A 16,728-nucleotide genomic window follows, 5' to 3' on the forward strand; every position below is an offset into this window, starting at 1 on the left:
GCTGAGGCGCGTCTGCGTCAGGACTCCTCGTGAGTTCTCGGGTCGGCGTCGAACAGGCGTCCGTCCGGACGTCCGAGAGCGGTTATCGCCGCCACCTCGGCGTCGTCGAGAACGATCTGCGCAGCCGCGAGGTTCGCGACCTGATGATCGAGCGACGACGCCTTCGGGATCGACACCGTACCGCGGGCGACGTGCCAGGCCAGCACGGTCTGGGCGGTCGTGATCCCGCGGGCCGCAGCGATCTCGTGGATCACGGCCTCGTCGAAGAGCTCCCTCGCCCGCCCCAGCGGGCTCCACGCTTCGGTGAGGATGCCGTGTTCCCGGTGATACGCGAGCTGCTCCTCCTGCGGGAAGTACGGATGCACCTCGATCTGATTGACGACGGGTCGGATCCCGGTCTCCTGCTCGAGGCGCTCCATGTGCTCCGGAAGGAAGTTGGAGACGCCGATCTGTCGGACGACGCCGCGGGACTGGGCGTCCACGAGCGCGGTCCACGCCTGGACGTACTCGCCCTGGAGGGGATTCGGCCAGTGGATCAGGTGCAGATCCGTCACATCGAGCCCGAGGCGAGAACGGCTTTCCTCGATACTGGTGCGTGCCTTCGCCGACGGGTGGTGGCGGCCGGGGAGCTTCGTGGTGACGATGACCTCGGAGCGCGGCACATCGGCGGCCGCGACGCCACGGCCGACCGAACCCTCGTTCTCGTAGTTGAACGCCGTGTCGACGAGACGGTAACCCGCGCCGATGCCTCCCGCGACCGCGTCTGCTCCGGCATCTCCGAGGAGTCCGTAGGTGCCGAGGCCGATGGCCGGGAGGGCGAACCCGTTGTGGGCGGTGAACGAGGGGACGACGGGCTGAGTGGTCACGGTGCTCCTTCTTGGCCTTTTCCCCGAGCGTACGCTGAGGGGATGACGACGGAGGCGGAGATGGCGTCGGATGACGCCGTGATCGAGGACCAGGATCGCTGCCCGTGTGCTTCAGGAGACGTCTTCGGCGGCTGCTGCGGGCCGTTGCTCGAAGGTGCGCCCGCGCCGACGGCAGAGCGTCTGATGCGCTCGCGTTACACCGCGTTCGGCCTCCACGACGCCGGGCACCTCCTGCGCACCTGGCACCCGGCCACGAGGCCGGAGACGATCGATTTCGAGCCGGACCTCGAGTGGCGAAGGCTGCTGGTGATCGATCGCGCGGCTGGAGGCCCTTTCGACCGCGAGGGTGTGGTGGAGTTCGAGGCGTTCTGGCGGCAGGGCGCTGCGAGGGGCTCGCTCCATGAGCGCAGCCGCTTCGTGCGCGAGGACCGGCACTGGTACTACGTCGACGGTGACGTGCGTTGATGGGCGGATGTCGCGACAGCGACTAGATTTGGAAGCGTGAACGCCAGCCCCGAGAACCAGCGCACCCTGCTCGACATCGCCGACCTCGACCGGCGCATCGCGCAGGCCGAGCGTGCCCGAACGAAGCCGAGCCAGGCGGGGCGGATCACCGAGCTCGTCGCCATCCGTCAGGAGCAGCTGCGCGAGCTGACCGCTCTCGCCGGCACCCGCGACGACGTGCGCACCGAGCTGAAGCGTTTGGAGTCCGACGTCGCCGTCGTCGAGGCGCGTCGGAATCGCGATGCGGAGCGCCTCGCAGCGTCGACGAACTCGAAGGACGCGCAGGCGCTCGAGCACGAACTCGCGAGCCTTGCCCGGCGCCAGAGCGACCTCGAAGACGCCGAACTCGACGTCATGGGTCGACTGGAAGAGGCAGAAGCCGCCCTCGCCGCCCAGCAGGCGCTTCTGGACGCGACGACAGCCGAGGGCTCGGCGCTCACCGCACAGGCGAAGGCCGATGTCGCTGTCGCCACCGACCTGGGTGCGCAGCTCTCCCGCGATCGGGCAGCCGTCGCCGAGGGAGTGTCGCCCGAGCTCTTGGCGGAGTACGCCCGTCGCGCCGTGAACAGTGCGGGTGCCGCGCTGCTCACCCGTGGCAACTGCGAAGGCTGCCGCATCCTTCTTCCCAGCACCGATCTGAACGACATCCGCCGCGCGGCGGACGACCTCGTGGTCTCCTGCCCCGAGTGCGGGTGCATCCTCGTGCGTACCGAGGAGTCCGGGCTCGCATGAGCGGTGCCTCCGCTCGCCGGCGATGACAGCGCCGGCGTCGGGCGTCGAACGACGCATCGCGCTCATCTCCGTCGGCGCTCACGAGTACGTCGCCGTCGAGCTCGACGGGAACGACGAGGAGCAGGATCGCACGTCGCTGCGTACCGATGACCTCCCGGACTGGGTCCGCACCGCCGAGGCATCAGACGCCCCGCGATGGATCATGCGGACCGCCGCTGAAACCTACGCGCTTCTCCTCGGAACCGGAGTGCGGATCACTCGCAGTCACGACCTGGTGCTGTGTCATGCGATTCTGCGCGACACCTCCTCGGTGCCGACGCCGCTCCCGGCCTCTCAGGAGTGGGAGCGGCGGGAACCGACCGTGGCGGCACCGTCCCTCTTCGATGTGTTCGATGAGGTGGGCGGTGAAGATGCGATCGCCGCGACTCTGGATCAGTACCGGGCGCAGCGCCGCGTGATCGCCGCGGCGCCGGATGGGCGTCTCACGCTCCTGTGCGCAGCGGAATCAGCGGGCGGACTCATCGCGGAGGAGATGCGGGCCGCAGGATTGCCGTGGGACGAGGGCGTGCACGACGCGATCCTCACCGACACCCTGGGCACCCGCCCGGTCGCCGGCGGCGTGCCGAGTCGCATGCTCGAACTCGGAGATCGTGTGCGCGAGCTCCTCGGCGATGCCTCACTGCATCTCGACAGTCAGCAGAAGCTGCTCAGGGCGCTGCACCGCGTCGGGGTGCAGGTCGAGTCGACGAGCCGGTGGGAGCTCGCCGAGCACGACCACCCGGTCGTCGAACCGCTGCTGGCGTACAAGAAGCTCTCCCGGCTGCTCAGCGCCAACGGGTGGGCGTGGCTGGCGGAATGGGTGCATGAGGGCCGGTTCCGCCCCGTGTACATCCCTGGAGGCGTCGTCACCGGGCGATGGGCCTCTGCCGGCGGGGGAGCGCTCCAGCTTCCGCGGAGTCTGCGCCCTGCGGTGCGTGCCGACCCCGGGTGGACGCTGGTCGTGGCCGACGTCGCGCAGCTCGAGCCGCGGATGCTCGCCGCGATGGCGGCCGACGAGGCGATGGCTCGTGCGGCCAGGGGGAGCGACCTCTATGCGGGCGTCGTCGCTTCCGGGGCGGTCGCCACTCGCGATGAGGCGAAGTATGCGGTCCTCGGTGCGATGTACGGTGCCACGACGGGCGACAGCGGCCGGCTGGTTCCGCGGCTGCGGAAGGTATACCCGCGCGCCATGGCACTCGTCGACGCCGCGGCACGCACGGGGGAGGACGGCGGCATCGTGTCGACCTGGCTCGGCCGATCATCACCTCGCCCGTCGGTGGAGTGGATGCGACTGCAATCCGAGGCGACCGATGCCGATGCCGATCCCGCGGTGGTGGCCCTCGCTCGGCGCAGGGCACGTGACTGGGGGCGGTTCACACGGAACTTCGTCGTTCAGGGCACGGCTGCCGAGTGGTCGCTGATCTGGCTGGCCGAGATCCGTCACCGCCTGCAGCAGATCCCCGAGGTGTTCGCCGAGGCTGCGGCCCCCGGTCCGTTCGCACGCTCCCCGCACCTGGCATTCTTCCTGCACGACGAGGTGATCCTGCACGTTCCGCTCGAACATGCGGAGGCGGCGGCCGCGGCCGTGCGCGAGGCGGCGGCCACGGCGACGACGCGACTGTTCGGCTCGTTCCCGATCGACGTGCCACTCGATCTGCGCATCGCGGAGTCTGCGCAGAAGTAGCCGCAGGCCGCGGGTCTCGGAGAACGTAGACTGGAGACGCGAATGGGTCGACTGGACGGCCGCGTTGCGGGCAACCGCACCGAGGAACGTCCGGGCTCCTCAGGGCAGGACGGTGGGTAACGCCCACCCGGAGCAATCCGCGAGAAAGTGCCACAGAGAGTAGACCGCCCCGCAAGGGGTAAGGGTGAAAGGGTGGTGTAAGAGACCACCGGGGGCCATGGTGACATGGCCCGCCAGGTAAACCTCGTCCGGAGCAAGGTCAGACAGAGGATGTTGACGCGGCTCGCCGAGTCCTCGGGTAGACCGCTAGAGTGCCACGGCAACGTGTCGCCGAGAGAGATGGCCGTCGAAGGGGCGAAGAACCCCGGAACAGAACCCGGCGTACAGGTCGGCCCATTCGCATAAAGAAGATCTGATCAGGTCTCCTTCCGCCCGAGTCCCGGCAGCGCGCCCAGAGCGCCGTTCTCAGGGAGGGCGCGGCGGACCGGACCGCCTAGGCTCGGAGTAGCCACCCAGAAAGGCACGTCCATGAGGCCTACGTCATGAGAGATGTCACACGACGGGGTCTGGCCTTGTCCTTGGTGCTCAGCGGCGTCGCGGGCTATGTGGATGCGATCGGGTTCATCGACACCGGCGGCTTCTTCGTCTCTTTCATGAGCGGCAATTCGACCCAGGCCGGTGTAGACATCCTCGAGCAGGGATTGGCGTCGTCGCTTCTGCCCCTGACACTGGTGGTGGCTTTCGTGCTGGGCGTCGCCGTCGGCGCGATGGTCGGCGGGAACGGGCGACGGCGTGCCTGGGCGGTGGCGGCATCCGCGTCCACCGTCGCTCTGAGTGCCGTCCTCGCTGCGGTCGCACCGACGAGCCCTGCTCGGTTCTGGATGCTGGCCTTCGCCATGGGAGCGCTGAACACCCTGTACCTCTCGGACGGACGGGCGCGGGTCGCCATCACGTACGCGACCGGCACGCTGGTCAGCCTGGGGCTCGCGGTCGCGGCGCTTCTCACCGGGCGTTCCGGATCCGCCTGGCGCCGCCCTCTCCTGCTGTGGGGATCGCTCGCGGGCGGCGCCGTGGTCGGTGCTGCGGCGCACCGCCTCGGAAGCGGCCCCGCGTTGCTCCTCGCCGCCCTCGTGCTCGCCGCCGCCGGTGTGGGTCTGGCCATGAGGACCCGCGTCCGACGGGAACAGCCGAGCGATTGAGCGGCTGGGCGGAAGGCTCCGGCCCGCACCTGGGCGAACACGCGAAGACCCCGATGACGACGGCCGTCATCGGGGTCTTCGGCGTCAGAACGGTCGTGGATCAGTCGCCGGCGAGGGATGCGGCGCCGATGATGCCCGAGTTGTTGCGGTGGATCGCCGGGACGATCGGCGTCTTGAGGTCGAGAAGCGGCAGGAAGTCTCCGGCGTTCTTCGAGACCCCGCCGCCGACCACGAACAGGTCGGGGCTGAACAGGAACTCGATGTGCGAGTAGAACGCCTGCAGGCGCTCGGCCCACTCCGCCCAGCTGAGGTTCTCCCGCTCGCGTGCCGACGTCGCGGCGTACGTCTCGACCGACTCGAACTCGCGGAAGTTGAGGTGACCGAGCTCGGTGTTCGGCAGCAGCACCCCGTCGTAGAGGAATGCGGATCCGATGCCGGTGCCGAGGGTCGTGAGGAGCGTGAAGCCGCGCACATCCCTGGCCGCTCCGTGGCGGGCCTCGGCGACACCCGCGGCGTCGGCGTCGTTCACGAACACGATGTTGCGGCCGAGGCCGTCGCGGAAGAATCGTTCGGCGTCGAAGTCGATCCACTCCTTCGACACGTTCGCGGCCGAGAGCGTCTTGCCGCGCTTGACGATCGCCGGGAAGGCGACCCCGAGCGGCAGCGTCGACTCGTGCACGTCGAGCGTCTTCAGAACGGTCTTCACGGCGTTGAGCACGTCCTGCGGCGATGCGCCCTCGGGAGTGGGGACCCGCACCCGGTCGGATGCCATGACGCCGTGCTCGAGGTCGACGATTCCTGCTTTGATTCCCGTGCCGCCGATGTCGACGCCGATCGCTTTTGCCATGGGCGATAGCTTAGCGACCGCGGTGCGCGCCAGTAGGATCGATGACATCACGTGAAGAAGGGGCAGACATGTCTGACGGCGACCACAAGTACTGGTACAACTCTGCGACTGGCGAGATCGAGTTCGGCATGATCTCGCCCGCCATCGACCGCATCGGTCCGTTCGACACGGAGGCCGAGGCCCGCCGTGCTCCCGAGGTCGTCAAGGAGCGCGCGCGTTCCTGGGCCGAGGAAGAGGCCGTCGAGCAGGGCTGGGATGCCAAGGGCGACGCAAAGGGCCAGGGCGCAGAGTAGCCATGGACAAGCAGAGGGACTTCGTCCTCCGGACCATCGAGGAGCGCGGCGTCAAGTTCGTGCGCTTGTGGTTCACGGACGTGATCGGCACTCTCAAGTCGGTGGCCATCGCGCCCGCCGAGGTCGAGGGGGCTTTCGCAGAAGGCATCGGATTCGACGGGTCGGCGATCGAGGGGCTGACGCGCACCTACGAATCCGATCTGCTCGCCCAGCCCGATCCGACGACGTTCCAGACGCTGCCCTGGCGCGGTGAGATCGACCCGACCGCGCGCATGTTCTGCGACTTGACGACACCTGATGGCCAGCCGGCCGTCGCCGACCCGCGTCACGTGCTCAAGCGCACGCTCGCGAAGGCCGCGGACGCCGGGTTCACCTTCTACACGCACCCGGAGATCGAGTTCTATCTCCTGAAGTCGTCCTCGTTCGGACCCGACGGCCCCGTGCCCGTCGACTCCGCCGGCTACTTCGACAACGTGCCCGGCGGCACGGCGCACGACTTCCGCCGTCGCTCCGTGCGCATGCTGGAAGATCTCGGCATCTCCGTCGAGTTCAGCCACCACGAGGGCGGCCCCGGTCAGAACGAGATCGACCTGCGCTACGCCGATGCGCTGACCACGGCCGACAACGTCATGACGTTCCGCACGGTGATCAAGGAGGTGGCGATCGAGCAGGGCGTCTACGCGACGTTCATGCCGAAGCCGCTCAGCGGTCAGCCCGGCAGCGGCATGCACACGCACATGTCGCTCTTCGAAGGCGATCAGAACGCGTTCTACGAGGAGGGCGCGAAGTACCAGCTCTCCAAGACGGGGCGGCACTTCATCGCGGGCCTGCTCAAGCATGCGAACGAGATCTCCGCCGTCACGAACCAGTTCGTGAACTCCTACAAGCGCCTGTGGGGCGGCGACGAGGCGCCGAGCTTCATCACCTGGGGCCACAACAACCGTTCCGCGCTCGTGCGCGTGCCGATGTACAAGCCCAACAAGGGGCAGTCGTCGCGCGTGGAGTACCGTGCGTTGGATTCGGCCGCGAACCCCTACCTGGCGTACGCGCTCATGCTGGCGGCCGGGCTCAAGGGCATCGAAGAGGGATACGAGCTGCCGCCGGAGGCCGAGGACAACGTCTGGGCGCTCAGCGACGCGGAGCGACGGGCTCTGGGCTATTCGGCGCTGCCGGCGAGCCTCGACCACGCCCTCGAGTACATGGAGGCGTCCGAACTCGTCGCCGAGACGCTCGGGGAGCAGGTGTTCAACTACGTGCTGCTCAACAAGCGCAAGGAGTGGGAGGCCTACCGCGGTCAGGTCACCCCGCTCGAGCTGAAGAACAACCTCGAGCTTCTCTGAGGGGCGCGCATGGCCCGTCCGGACGATTCCGTCTCGCTCTCCGCGCTGGCCAGACTCGGCTTCGCCGAGCTGAGTGAGGCGGCAGCGTCCCTGTCGGAGCTGGCGACCATCCTCGACCAGCCGCGCACCGTGCTGCTCGAAGCTGCGGATGCGGCGGATCCCGATGCCGCCGTGCGCGGGCTGCTCAGAGTGGCGCGCCGGGACGAGGCGCCGCTGCGGAGACTCCTCGTCGACGAGGAGACGCGTCGACGGGTCTGGCGGGTGTTCGGTGCGTCCGAGGGGCTCGCCGACTTCTTCCTCCGTCATCCGGAGCAGCTGACCATCCTGGAAGGACCCCTCACCGGGCTGCCGTCGTCCGAGGAACTGCGCGAGCGTCTGCTGGCTTCGGTGGGTGCGCACGACGGTTTCGCGCAGTCGTCCGGAGACGATGCCGTCGTCGCGATCAGAGTCGCGTATCGGCGCAATCTCGCAGCGATCGCCGCCTACGACCTGTCGCATCCTGCACCGGAGACGATCATCGCACCGGTGTCGGCGGCGCTGGCGGACATCGCCGGTGCCGCACTCGAAGCATCGCTCGCGGTCGCCAGGACCCGGTTGCGGGACTCGATGGGTCCTGGCGAGGTGGCGGCGACGCGCCTCGCCGTCATCGGCATGGGAAAGGCCGGAGCGCGGGAGCTGAACTACGTCAGCGATGTCGACGTGATCTTCGTCGGCGGCAGCAGCGATGAAGAGGTCGTCACGGAGGCACGCGCCATCGACATCGCTACCCGTCTCGCGCGTGAGACGATGCGCAACCTCGATGCGATCGAGGTGGAGCCCCCGCTGTGGGAGGTGGATGCCGCGCTGCGTCCCGAGGGCAAGCAGGGCGCTCTGGTCCGCTCGCTCGCGTCGCACCTGGCCTACTACGACCGCTGGGCGAAGAGCTGGGAGTTCCAGGCCCTGCTCAAGGCGCGCCCGCTCGCCGGCGACGTCGAGCTCGGCGCCGACTACATCGCCGCGGTGCAGCCGAAGATCTGGTCCAGCGCCGCCCGACAGGACTTCGTCGAGAGCGTGCAGCGCATGCGCGAGCGCGTGATGGAGCACATCGATCCCGAGGACGCCCCGTACCAGCTCAAGCTCGGCGCCGGCGGCCTGCGCGACATCGAGTTCACCGTGCAACTGCTGCAGCTCGTGCACGGCCTCACCGATGAGTCGTTGCGCACCCGTGGCACGCTCGAGAGCCTCGACGCGCTGGTCGAGGGCGGCTACATCGGGCGGGTCGACGCCGCCGCGTTCGCCGACGACTATCGGCTGCTCCGCCTGATGGAGCATCGCCTCCAGCTGCGCGAGCTCAGCCGCACGCATCTCATGCCACGCACTCCCGCCGGTCTGCGGATCCTGGCGAGGGGCACCGGGCTCGCCGAGAGCGGTGAGCGGGTGTGGGCGCGCTGGGAGAGCGTGCGACGCGAGGTGCGTGAGATCCACACCCGCCTGTTCTACCGTCCGCTGCTGAGCGCTGTCGCCGGCCTGCCGGAGGAGGAGCGTACGCTCTCCGCCGCCCAGGCCCACGACCGTCTGGCGGCGATCGGTTTCCGCGATCCGGCGGGAGCCCTGCGACACATCGGCGCCCTCACGAGCGGACTCAGCCGCAAGGCGACGATCCAGCGCCACCTGATGCCCATCATGGTGCGGTGGTTCGCAGACGGCAGCGATCCGGATTATGCGCTGCTCGCTTTCCGCCGCATCAGCGAGCGTCTCGGGGACACCCCCTGGTTCCTGCGGATGCTGCGCGACTCCTCCGGTGCGGCTGAGAGCCTCACCCGGCTGCTGTCCTCCTCGCGCTACATCGGCGAGCTCCTGGAGTGGATCCCGGAATCTGTGGCCTGGTTGGACAGCACGGGACGCCTGCGGCCTCGTGGTGCCGCCGCGCTGGACGAGGAGGCGCGCGCGATACAGACGCGCCACGAGACGATCGGCGACNCCTCGCGCTACATCGGCGAGCTCCTGGAGTGGATCCCGGAATCTGTGGCCTGGTTGGACAGCACGGGACGCCTGCGGCCTCGTGGTGCCGCCGCGCTGGACGAGGAGGCGCGCGCGATACAGACGCGCCACGAGACGATCGGCGACGCTCTTCGCGCCGTCAGGGCGCTGCGGAGGCGAGAGCTCCTGCGCACGGCGATGGGTGCTGTTCTCGACGTGCTCACGATCGAAGAGGTCGCCACGGCGCTCACCGAGATCACCGAGGCGACCATCCAAGCGGCCCTGCGTGCGGTGATCCGCGAGGTCGTTCCGCCGGAGGACGAGGCGCTCGACTTCGCCGTCATCGCGATGGGACGGTTCGGCGGTGCCGAGCTCGGCTTCGGCTCCGACGCCGACATCCTCTACGTCTACGATGCGAACGGCGTCGATCCGCAGCGCGCGCAGAAACTCGCGACGCAGATCGTGGCGGGGCTGCGCGAGCATCTCACCGACCACCGCCTGCCGCTGGACCTCGATGCCGACCTGCGCCCCGAGGGGCGCAACGGCCCCGTCGTGCGGTCCATCGAGGCGTACACGGAGTACTACCGGCGCTGGTCGCTGTCGTGGGAGGCCCAGGCGCTGCTCCGGGCCCGCGGCGTGGCGGGGAGCGCCAAGTTGATCGCGCGGTTCACGGCACTGGCCGACACGATCCGCTACCCGGAGTCGGTCGACCTGCAGGGCACACGCGAGATCAAGCGCATCAAGGCGAGGGTCGAGGGGGAGCGGTTGCCGCAGGGCGCAGATCCCCGGCGTCACCTGAAGCTCGGGCCCGGTTCGCTCAGTGACGTGGAGTGGCTCGTCCAGCTGTTGCAACTGCAGCACGCGCACGCCGTTCCCGGACTGCGCACGACATCGACCCTCGGTGCGCTCGAGGCCGCGGTGGCAGCGGACTTCGTGACCGAGGAGGATGCCGCACGTCTTCGTGAGGCCTGGCTGCTCTCCAGCCGCCTCCGTTCGGCGATCACCCTGCTGACCGGTCAGACCAGCGATGTGCTGCCCGCGGACCGCAGGCAGCTCGACGCGATCGGGAGACTGCTCGGGTATCCCGACCGCTCGGCGACCGAGCTCGAAGAGGACTACCTCGGTGTGACGCGGCGTGCACGCAAGACGTTCGAGCAGCTCTTCTACGGCTGATCGGCAGTCCCAGTTTGCGGTATCGGACGCGGTGTCCCAAGCTGACGATATGACCCACGCGCGAATCGGCATCGTCTGGAACCCTTCGAAGGTCGAGCAGGATGTTCTGCAGACCGCGGTGAGCGGTGTATTCGATGATCAGTACGACATCCGCTGGTGGGAGACCACCCCGGAGGACCCGGGTCGCGGCATGGCTCGCGAGGCCCGCGAGGACGGCCGCGACATCGTGATCGCGGTCGGCGGCGACGGCACCGTGCGGGCCGTGGCCGAGTCGTTGGCGGGATCGGAGACCGCTCTCGGGATCGTGCCGCAGGGGACGGGCAACCTCCTCGCGCGCAACCTCGAGGTTCCGCTGAACAACGTGAAGGCCGCGCTGGAGCGTGTTCGCGACGCCGAGCCTCGACGCATCGACCTGGGCTGGGTCTCGTACGACGGCACCGAGCACGCGTTCGCCGTGATGGTCGGCTTCGGCGTCGATGCGCAGATGCTGGTGGAGACCGACGACGACCTCAAGTCCAAGGCCGGCTGGCTGGCCTACGTCGAGGCGATGGGCCGTGCACTGGCCGGCACCGAGATGACCGACATCACCCTGGGGATCGACGGCGAGAAGGCCGTCGCCGTGCGAGGGCACACCATGCTCATCGGCAACTGCGGCATGGTGCAGGGCGGCATCCGCCTGCTCCCGGACGCGGTTCTCGACGACGGCAAGCTCGACGTGCTCATGATCAGCGCCGATGGCGCGCTGCAGTGGCTCGACACGCTGCGCTCTTTCGTGTGGGACAACGGTATCCGCCGACTCTTCGGCGCCACGGATGAGGCCGTCAGCACCGAGTCCGCCCGTCATCTGCCGGTCGAGACCATCTCGGTCGAGCTGAAGACGCCGCTCGTGTTCGAGATCGACGGCGAGGAGATGGGCGAGGTCACCGCGTTCGACGTGCGCGTCGAACCTGGTGCGCTGCTGGTCCGCTGAGGATCATCGAGCTCGCCGTCCCGGTGCCGGCCTCTCAGCGGGTGACGGGCGGCGGGACGATCTTCCGATCCTGCGCGGGGAAGGTCACCTTCTGAATGATGATGATGATGCTCGCGGCGACGGGGATCGCCACGAGTGCGCCCAGGATGCCGCCCAGCGCAGCACCGGCGACCGCGGCGATCACCACGAGGGCGCCGGGGACGGCGACAGCCTTGCTCATGATGCGCGGCGAGAGCACGTACGCCTCGATCTGCATGTAGATGAGGTAGTAGATGATCGCGATCAGCGCCGTCAGCGGTGAGACGAAGAGGCAGATCAGCGAGTTGATGATCGACGCGGTCAGCGTTCCGACCAGCGGGATCATCGAGCCGATGAACGCGATGAGCGCGAGCAGGGCCGGCACCGGGGCGCCGATGATGCTGAGGAAGATGAGACTCAGGATTCCGTTGACGAGCGCGAGGCTCACCTGACCGATGACGTAGCGACCGACGGCGCCGGAGACGTCTTCGAGGAGGCTGCTGAAGGTGTCGCGCTGGTAGGCCGGGACGAAGCGGGCGGCGACGTGCTTCATGCTGCGAAGCGACGCCATGAAGTAGAGCGTCAGGATCAGGACGATCGTGATCCCGGTGAAGCCGCCGGCGATGCCCGCACCCACCGCGAACACGCCGCCGCCGATGTCGAGGAAGTTGTTCGGGTCCTGTACGAAGCCGAGGATGCCCTGAACCGCGTCGTCGATCGTGGAGCCGAATTGTCCGCTGACGTCCTTGAACCAGTCGCTGGCCATGAAGTCCTTGATCATCTGCGGTCCGTCTTTGATCAGGTTGCTGATCTGCTCGACGAGCAGCGGAACGATCGCGAGGATGACGCCCGCGAATGCCAGGACGACCGCGGCGACCACGATCGTGACGGCGGCAGGGCGGGGGAGCTTCTTCTCGATGAAGGTGACGATCGGATCGAGGCCGAGGGCGAGGAACACTGCGACGCCGATGTAGACGAGCACGGTCGCGAGCTGACCGACGACGCTTCCGATACCCAGCGCCACCAGCACGCCGAGGGCACCGAGAAGCCCGAACATGAACGGGTTGGTTCTGGCGTATGCGGCGACCGCATTCGAGGGCTGAGAGGGCCGGGGGTCGGCCGGGGTGCGCAGCTCGGTGTTCGCGGTCACTCTTCTACGGCGCATGATTCCCCCGGTCGATGGTCAGACTCACCAGTTGACCACCCTGGATGCCGCGCGGTCAAGCCGGTGGCGCGGCGTGGTGACGTCCGGTGTCCGCGACGTCACTCGAGCGTCGATCCGACATCGTGCGACAACGCGGAAGAGCCCGCCCAGCGGAAGCTGAGGCGGGCTCTTCGCGATGTTCTGGACGTCAGACGCCGAAGTACAGCTCGTACTCGAACGGGTGCGGACGCTGCGCCATCGGCAGGATCTCGTTCTCGTACTTGTAGGAGATCCAGGTCTCGATGAGCTCCTTGGTGAACACGCCGCCCTCGAGGAGGAACTGGTGGTCGGCCGCCAGAGCGTCGAGCGAGTCGAGCAGGGAGTTCGGGACCTGCGGGATGTCCTTGGCCTCCTCGGGGGGAAGCTCGTAGAGGTCCTTGTCGACCGGCTCGTGCGGCTCGATGCGGTTCTTGATGCCGTCGAGGCCGGCCATGAGCTGCGCGGCGAAGGCGAGGTACGGGTTGCCGGAGGCATCAGGCGCACGGAACTCGATGCGCTTGGCCTTCGGGTTCGAGCCGGTGATCGGGATGCGGATCGCGGCGGAGCGGTTTCCGGCCGAGTAGACCAGGTTGACCGGAGCCTCGAAGCCCTTGACCAGACGGTGGTAGCTGTTCAGCGTCGGGTTGGTGAAGGCGAGCAGCGCGGGCGCGTGCGCCAGGATGCCGCCGATGTACCAGCGCGCGATGTCGCTGAGCTGACCGTAGCCGGCCTCATCGTAGAACAGCGGCTTGCCGTCGCTCCACAGCGACTGGTGGGTGTGCATGCCCGAGCCGTTGTCACCGTAGAGGGGCTTGGGCATGAAGGTCGCGACCTTGCCCCACTCCTCGGCGGTGTTCTTGACGATGTACTTGAACTTGAGGATGTCGTCCGCCGCGTGGACCATGGTGTCGAAGCGGTAGTTGATCTCCTGCTGGCCGCCGGTGCCGACCTCGTGGTGCGAGCGCTCGAGGATGAACCCGGCGTCGATCAGCTTGAGGGTGATGTCGTCGCGCAGGTCGGCGGTCTTGTCGACCGGGCTGACCGGGAAGTAGCCGCCCTTGTACGGCGTCTTGTTGGCGAGGTTTCCGCCCTCTTCCTCGCGGCCGGTGTTCCAGGCGCCCTCTTCCGAGTCGACGCTGTAGAAGCTCGAGTTCGAGGTGACGTTGTAGCGGACGTCGTCGAAGATGTAGAACTCCGCCTCGGGGGCGAAGAACGCGGTGTCGGCGATCCCGGTCGAGGTCAGGTACTTCTCGGCCTTCTTGGCGACCTGACGCGGGTCCTTCGAGTAGATCTCGCCCGTGCGCGGGTTGTAGATGTCGAACAGCATGACGAGCGTGCTCGCCTCGCGGAACGGGTCGACGTACGCCGTCGTGACGTCGGGGATGAGCTGCATGTCGGACTCGTGGATGCTGGCGAAACCACGGATCGAGGAGCCGTCGAACAGCTGGCCGTCGGTGAAGAAAGCCTCGTCGACCGTCGATGCAGGAATGTTGAAGTGCTGCTGAACACCCGGGAGATCGGTGAAACGGATGTCAAGGAACTTGACGTCGTTCTCCTTGATGTAGGTCAGTACCTCGGACGAATCTTTGAACATGTACGACTCCTGTAATGCGGATCGATGGCTTCACGGCCACTCTGCAGAGTACGGACGGGGGATTTCTCTACGGTATCCGCTTTGTTTCGGGCGTGTTACAGGCGCGACGGCGTCCGCGCGGCATATCGCGCTGGGTAGGCTGGGGGAGTGACGGATGCTGTGAACGCGTACCCCGGTGAACGACTCGGACTCCCCGAATCCGGCTCCGGGAGCATCGCCCGCCCCGGACGCCGCATCGGTGCGCTCCTGATCGACTACGCGGCGGCGACGATCATCGCCACCGGATTCCTCGGGTTCAACCAGTTCGCGCTGCCGACGGAAGCCGGCCTGAGCCAGTTCGCTCCGATGCTGGTGTTCGCGGTGCTGCAGATCGTCTTCATCCCGACCGCGGGCGGCAGCCCTGGGCACCGTATCCTCGGCATGCGTCTGGCGCGCATGGATGGCAGCTGGGTCGGACTGTGGCGTCCGATCGTGCGCACGCTCCTGCTCGTGGTGGTCGTGCCGGCGGTGATCTGGGACGCCGATCAGCGCGGTCTGCACGACAAGGCGGTCGGCACGGTTCTGATCCGCACCTGACCATTCGGTCGGACGGATTCAGGCGCGACCGCGGTTGCGCCGGCGTGCCTCGCGCGGCGCCCTTCCACCGAGGAACGAGCGCGCAGGATCGACGATGTACCCGCGGCGCAGAGCCTCACGTCCGATGAGCATCCGGAAGCCCATCTCGTCGCGATTGCTCAGAGTGACCTCGGCCAGCACCTCGCGGTCCACGAGACGGATGAGCAGCTCGACCACGAGTCGCTCCTGGGCGTGACCGGAAGAGCTCCGTACCGCGCGACGATCGTGGACCGGCAACTCGACGACGACCGCGTCCTCTTGGCTGTCCTGCCAGGGTTTGACCTTGAAACGGACCCAGGGCTGCTCGTCCTGTTCGAACTCGACGATGTCGAAAGCGTGCAGCGACGAGGTGCGCGCACCGGTGTCGATCTTGGCTTTGAGCCAGTCGACGCCGAGATCGGGCAGGCTCACCCACTCTCGCCACCCCGTAAGGGTGTTTGAATGGGTAGACCTACTCACCTGATACATCCTGGCAGGAAATCCCCGTGAAGATCGCAGTGCTCTCCCGCGCGCCGCAGGCGTACTCCACCCAGCGGCTGCGTGCAGCCGCGCTTCAACGCGGGCACAACGTCAAGGTGCTCAATACGTTGCGCTTCGCGATCGACCTCACCGCCGAGGAACCGGACCTGCACTATCGAGGTCGTCAGCTCAGCGACTACGACGCGATCCTGCCGCGCATCGGCAACTCGATCACGTACTTCGGCACGGCCGTCGTGCGACAGTTCGAGCAGATGGACGTCTACACGCCGAACACCGCGAACGGGATCTCGAGCGCCCGCGACAAGCTGCGCGCGAATCAGATCCTCTCCCGACACAACATCGCGATGCCGCCGACGGCATTCGTGCGCAACCGTGCGGACGTGCGCCCTGCGATCGAGCGTGTGGGGGGAGCGCCCGTGGTCATCAAGCTCCTGGAGGGCACGCAGGGGATCGGGGTCATCCTCGCACCGCAGGTGAAGGTCGCCGAGGCGATCATCGAGACCCTGCACTCCACCAAGCAGAACGTGCTCATCCAGAAGTTCATCTCCGAGAGCCGTGGCCGGGACATCAGAGCGCTGGTCGTCGGCGATCGCGTCGTCGCCGCCATGCGACGATCGGCGGCAGGAGACGAGTTCCGATCGAACGTGCACCGCGGTGGTTCGGTGGAGGCGATCGAGCTCGACCCCGTCTACGAGCGCGCAGCCGTGCGCTCGGCCCAGATCATGGGCTTGCGCGTGGCCGGCGTCGACATGCTCGAAGGTGATGACGGTCCACTGGTGATGGAGGTCAACTCCTCGCCAGGGCTGCAGGGCATCGAGACGGCGACGAAGCTCGACGTTGCGGGCGCCATCATCGACTACATCGCCGGTCAGGTGGCGTTCCCCGAGATCGACGTGCGCCAGCGCCTGACGGTCTCGACGGGCTACGGCGTCGCCGAACTCATGGTGCACGGCGCGGTCGACCTGGTCGGCAAGACCCTGGGCGAAGCAGGTCTGTGGGAACGGGACATCACGGTACTCACGCTGCATCGCGGTGTCAGCGTGATCCCCAACCCGCGCAAGCACGTCGTGCTGGAAGCGGATGACCGCCTGTTCTGCTTCGGCAAGCTCGACGAGATGCGCTCGATGGTCCCGGAGCGTCGTCGCCGTCGTGCGAAGGTCCGTCGTCTGCCACGGCAGCCGCTCTCCGAGTGAAACAGAGCGCGGCCGCCCTCACCGGAGGACGGCCGCGCT

The 16,728-nt window shown here is 67.8% G+C and carries 15 protein-coding genes and 1 other RNA gene; 11 read left to right on the forward strand and 5 right to left on the reverse strand.

Annotated elements, in window-relative coordinates:
- Nucleotides 1-17: 17 nt before the first annotated feature.
- Entirely contained in the window at nucleotides 18-866 is an 849-nt protein-coding gene (locus D514_RS31980; RefSeq protein ID WP_017830456.1) for an aldo/keto reductase, read from the reverse strand.
- 42 nt (nucleotides 867-908) lie between these two features.
- On the opposite strand from D514_RS31980, the gene D514_RS31985 reads away from it, so the two are divergent.
- The 5 genes from D514_RS31985 (at nucleotide 909) to D514_RS32000 (ending at nucleotide 5,024) form a co-directional block, all read left to right on the forward strand.
- Nucleotides 909-1,331, forward strand: coding sequence for a YchJ family protein (locus D514_RS31985; protein ID WP_017830457.1), 423 nt, complete (start codon nucleotides 909-911; stop codon nucleotides 1,329-1,331).
- 36 nt (nucleotides 1,332-1,367) lie between these two features.
- Nucleotides 1,368-2,102: a zinc ribbon domain-containing protein gene (locus D514_RS31990; protein WP_017830458.1), complete on the forward strand. Its 735-nt coding sequence runs from the start codon at nucleotides 1,368-1,370 to the stop codon at nucleotides 2,100-2,102.
- A 22-nt stretch (nucleotides 2,103-2,124) separates the two neighbouring features.
- Complete coding sequence (locus D514_RS31995) at nucleotides 2,125-3,825, forward strand: bifunctional 3'-5' exonuclease/DNA polymerase (RefSeq protein ID WP_017830459.1); 1,701 nt, start codon at nucleotides 2,125-2,127, stop codon at nucleotides 3,823-3,825.
- Nucleotides 3,826-3,868: 43 nt separating this feature from the next.
- Nucleotides 3,869-4,225, forward strand: an RNA gene (rnpB, locus tag D514_RS38200) — RNase P RNA component class A.
- 142 nt (nucleotides 4,226-4,367) lie between these two features.
- Nucleotides 4,368-5,024: a YoaK family protein gene (locus D514_RS32000; protein ID WP_031206087.1), complete on the forward strand. Its 657-nt coding sequence runs from the start codon at nucleotides 4,368-4,370 to the stop codon at nucleotides 5,022-5,024.
- Between the two features lie 100 nt (nucleotides 5,025-5,124).
- Here D514_RS32000 and ppgK read toward each other — a convergent pair whose 3' ends face one another.
- Complete coding sequence (ppgK, locus tag D514_RS32005) at nucleotides 5,125-5,871, reverse strand: polyphosphate--glucose phosphotransferase (RefSeq protein ID WP_017830461.1); 747 nt, start codon at nucleotides 5,869-5,871, stop codon at nucleotides 5,125-5,127.
- A gap of 68 nt (nucleotides 5,872-5,939) precedes the next feature.
- Here ppgK and D514_RS32010 point away from each other — a divergent pair, with 68 nt between their 5' ends.
- The 4 genes from D514_RS32010 to D514_RS32025 all read left to right on the forward strand — a co-directional run bounded on the left by D514_RS32010 (nucleotide 5,940) and on the right by D514_RS32025 (nucleotide 11,606).
- The gene (locus D514_RS32010) at nucleotides 5,940-6,164 is read left to right on the forward strand and encodes a hypothetical protein (protein ID WP_017830462.1); all 225 of its coding nucleotides are present in this window, start codon (nucleotides 5,940-5,942) and stop codon (nucleotides 6,162-6,164) included.
- Between the two features lie 2 nt (nucleotides 6,165-6,166).
- On the forward strand, nucleotides 6,167-7,504 hold the full coding sequence (gene glnA, locus D514_RS32015; RefSeq protein ID WP_017830463.1) for a type I glutamate--ammonia ligase: 1,338 nt from the start codon (nucleotides 6,167-6,169) through the stop codon (nucleotides 7,502-7,504).
- A 9-nt stretch (nucleotides 7,505-7,513) separates the two neighbouring features.
- Nucleotides 7,514-10,636, forward strand: a complete 3,123-nt coding sequence (locus D514_RS32020) for a bifunctional [glutamine synthetase] adenylyltransferase/[glutamine synthetase]-adenylyl-L-tyrosine phosphorylase (protein ID WP_017830464.1) — start codon at nucleotides 7,514-7,516, stop codon at nucleotides 10,634-10,636.
- Between the two features lie 49 nt (nucleotides 10,637-10,685).
- Entirely contained in the window at nucleotides 10,686-11,606 is a 921-nt protein-coding gene (locus D514_RS32025) for a diacylglycerol kinase family protein (protein ID WP_017830465.1), read from the forward strand.
- 34 nt (nucleotides 11,607-11,640) lie between these two features.
- Here D514_RS32025 and D514_RS32030 read toward each other — a convergent pair whose 3' ends face one another.
- Together D514_RS32030 and glnA (D514_RS32035) are read right to left on the reverse strand one after the other, a co-directional pair.
- Nucleotides 11,641-12,774: an AI-2E family transporter gene (locus D514_RS32030; protein WP_017830466.1), complete on the reverse strand. Its 1,134-nt coding sequence runs from the start codon at nucleotides 12,772-12,774 to the stop codon at nucleotides 11,641-11,643.
- Nucleotides 12,775-12,976: 202 nt separating this feature from the next.
- A complete protein-coding gene (glnA, locus tag D514_RS32035; protein WP_017830467.1) occupies nucleotides 12,977-14,401 on the reverse strand; it encodes a type I glutamate--ammonia ligase in 1,425 nt (474 codons plus the stop codon).
- 147 nt (nucleotides 14,402-14,548) lie between these two features.
- On the opposite strand from glnA (D514_RS32035), the gene D514_RS32040 reads away from it, so the two are divergent.
- Nucleotides 14,549-14,977, forward strand: a complete 429-nt coding sequence (locus tag D514_RS32040) for an RDD family protein (protein WP_031206091.1) — start codon at nucleotides 14,549-14,551, stop codon at nucleotides 14,975-14,977.
- A gap of 18 nt (nucleotides 14,978-14,995) precedes the next feature.
- Here the strand turns inward: D514_RS32040 and D514_RS32045 are convergent, their stop codons facing one another.
- Nucleotides 14,996-15,484, reverse strand: coding sequence for an ATP-dependent zinc protease (locus D514_RS32045; RefSeq protein ID WP_036323483.1), 489 nt, complete (start codon nucleotides 15,482-15,484; stop codon nucleotides 14,996-14,998).
- Nucleotides 15,485-15,501: 17 nt separating this feature from the next.
- Here D514_RS32045 and D514_RS32050 point away from each other — a divergent pair, with 17 nt between their 5' ends.
- Complete coding sequence (locus tag D514_RS32050; RefSeq protein ID WP_017830470.1) at nucleotides 15,502-16,689, forward strand: RimK family alpha-L-glutamate ligase; 1,188 nt, start codon at nucleotides 15,502-15,504, stop codon at nucleotides 16,687-16,689.
- Nucleotides 16,690-16,728: the final 39 nt, after the last annotated feature.

The organism is Microbacterium sp. UCD-TDU (genome assembly GCF_000340625.1).
Taxonomy (GTDB): domain Bacteria; phylum Actinomycetota; class Actinomycetes; order Actinomycetales; family Microbacteriaceae; genus Microbacterium; species Microbacterium maritypicum.

What these genes read in the sequence shown, in the direction of transcription:
- D514_RS31985 (WP_017830457.1), top strand. Translation starts at nt 909, where the DNA reads ATGACGACGGAGGCGGAGATGGCGTCGGATGACGCCGTGATCGAGGAC.
- D514_RS31995 (WP_017830459.1), top strand. Translation starts at nt 2,125, where the DNA reads ATGACAGCGCCGGCGTCGGGCGTCGAACGACGCATCGCGCTCATCTCC.
- D514_RS32000 (WP_031206087.1), top strand. Translation starts at nt 4,368, where the DNA reads ATGAGAGATGTCACACGACGGGGTCTGGCCTTGTCCTTGGTGCTCAGC.
- ppgK (WP_017830461.1), bottom strand. Translation starts at nt 5,871, where the DNA reads ATGGCAAAAGCGATCGGCGTCGACATCGGCGGCACGGGAATCAAAGCA.
- D514_RS32010 (WP_017830462.1), top strand. Translation starts at nt 5,940, where the DNA reads ATGTCTGACGGCGACCACAAGTACTGGTACAACTCTGCGACTGGCGAG.
- glnA (WP_017830463.1), top strand. Translation starts at nt 6,167, where the DNA reads ATGGACAAGCAGAGGGACTTCGTCCTCCGGACCATCGAGGAGCGCGGC.
- D514_RS32025 (WP_017830465.1), top strand. Translation starts at nt 10,686, where the DNA reads ATGACCCACGCGCGAATCGGCATCGTCTGGAACCCTTCGAAGGTCGAG.
- glnA (WP_017830467.1), bottom strand. Translation starts at nt 14,401, where the DNA reads ATGTTCAAAGATTCGTCCGAGGTACTGACCTACATCAAGGAGAACGAC.
- D514_RS32045 (WP_036323483.1), bottom strand. Translation starts at nt 15,484, where the DNA reads ATGTATCAGGTGAGTAGGTCTACCCATTCAAACACCCTTACGGGGTGG.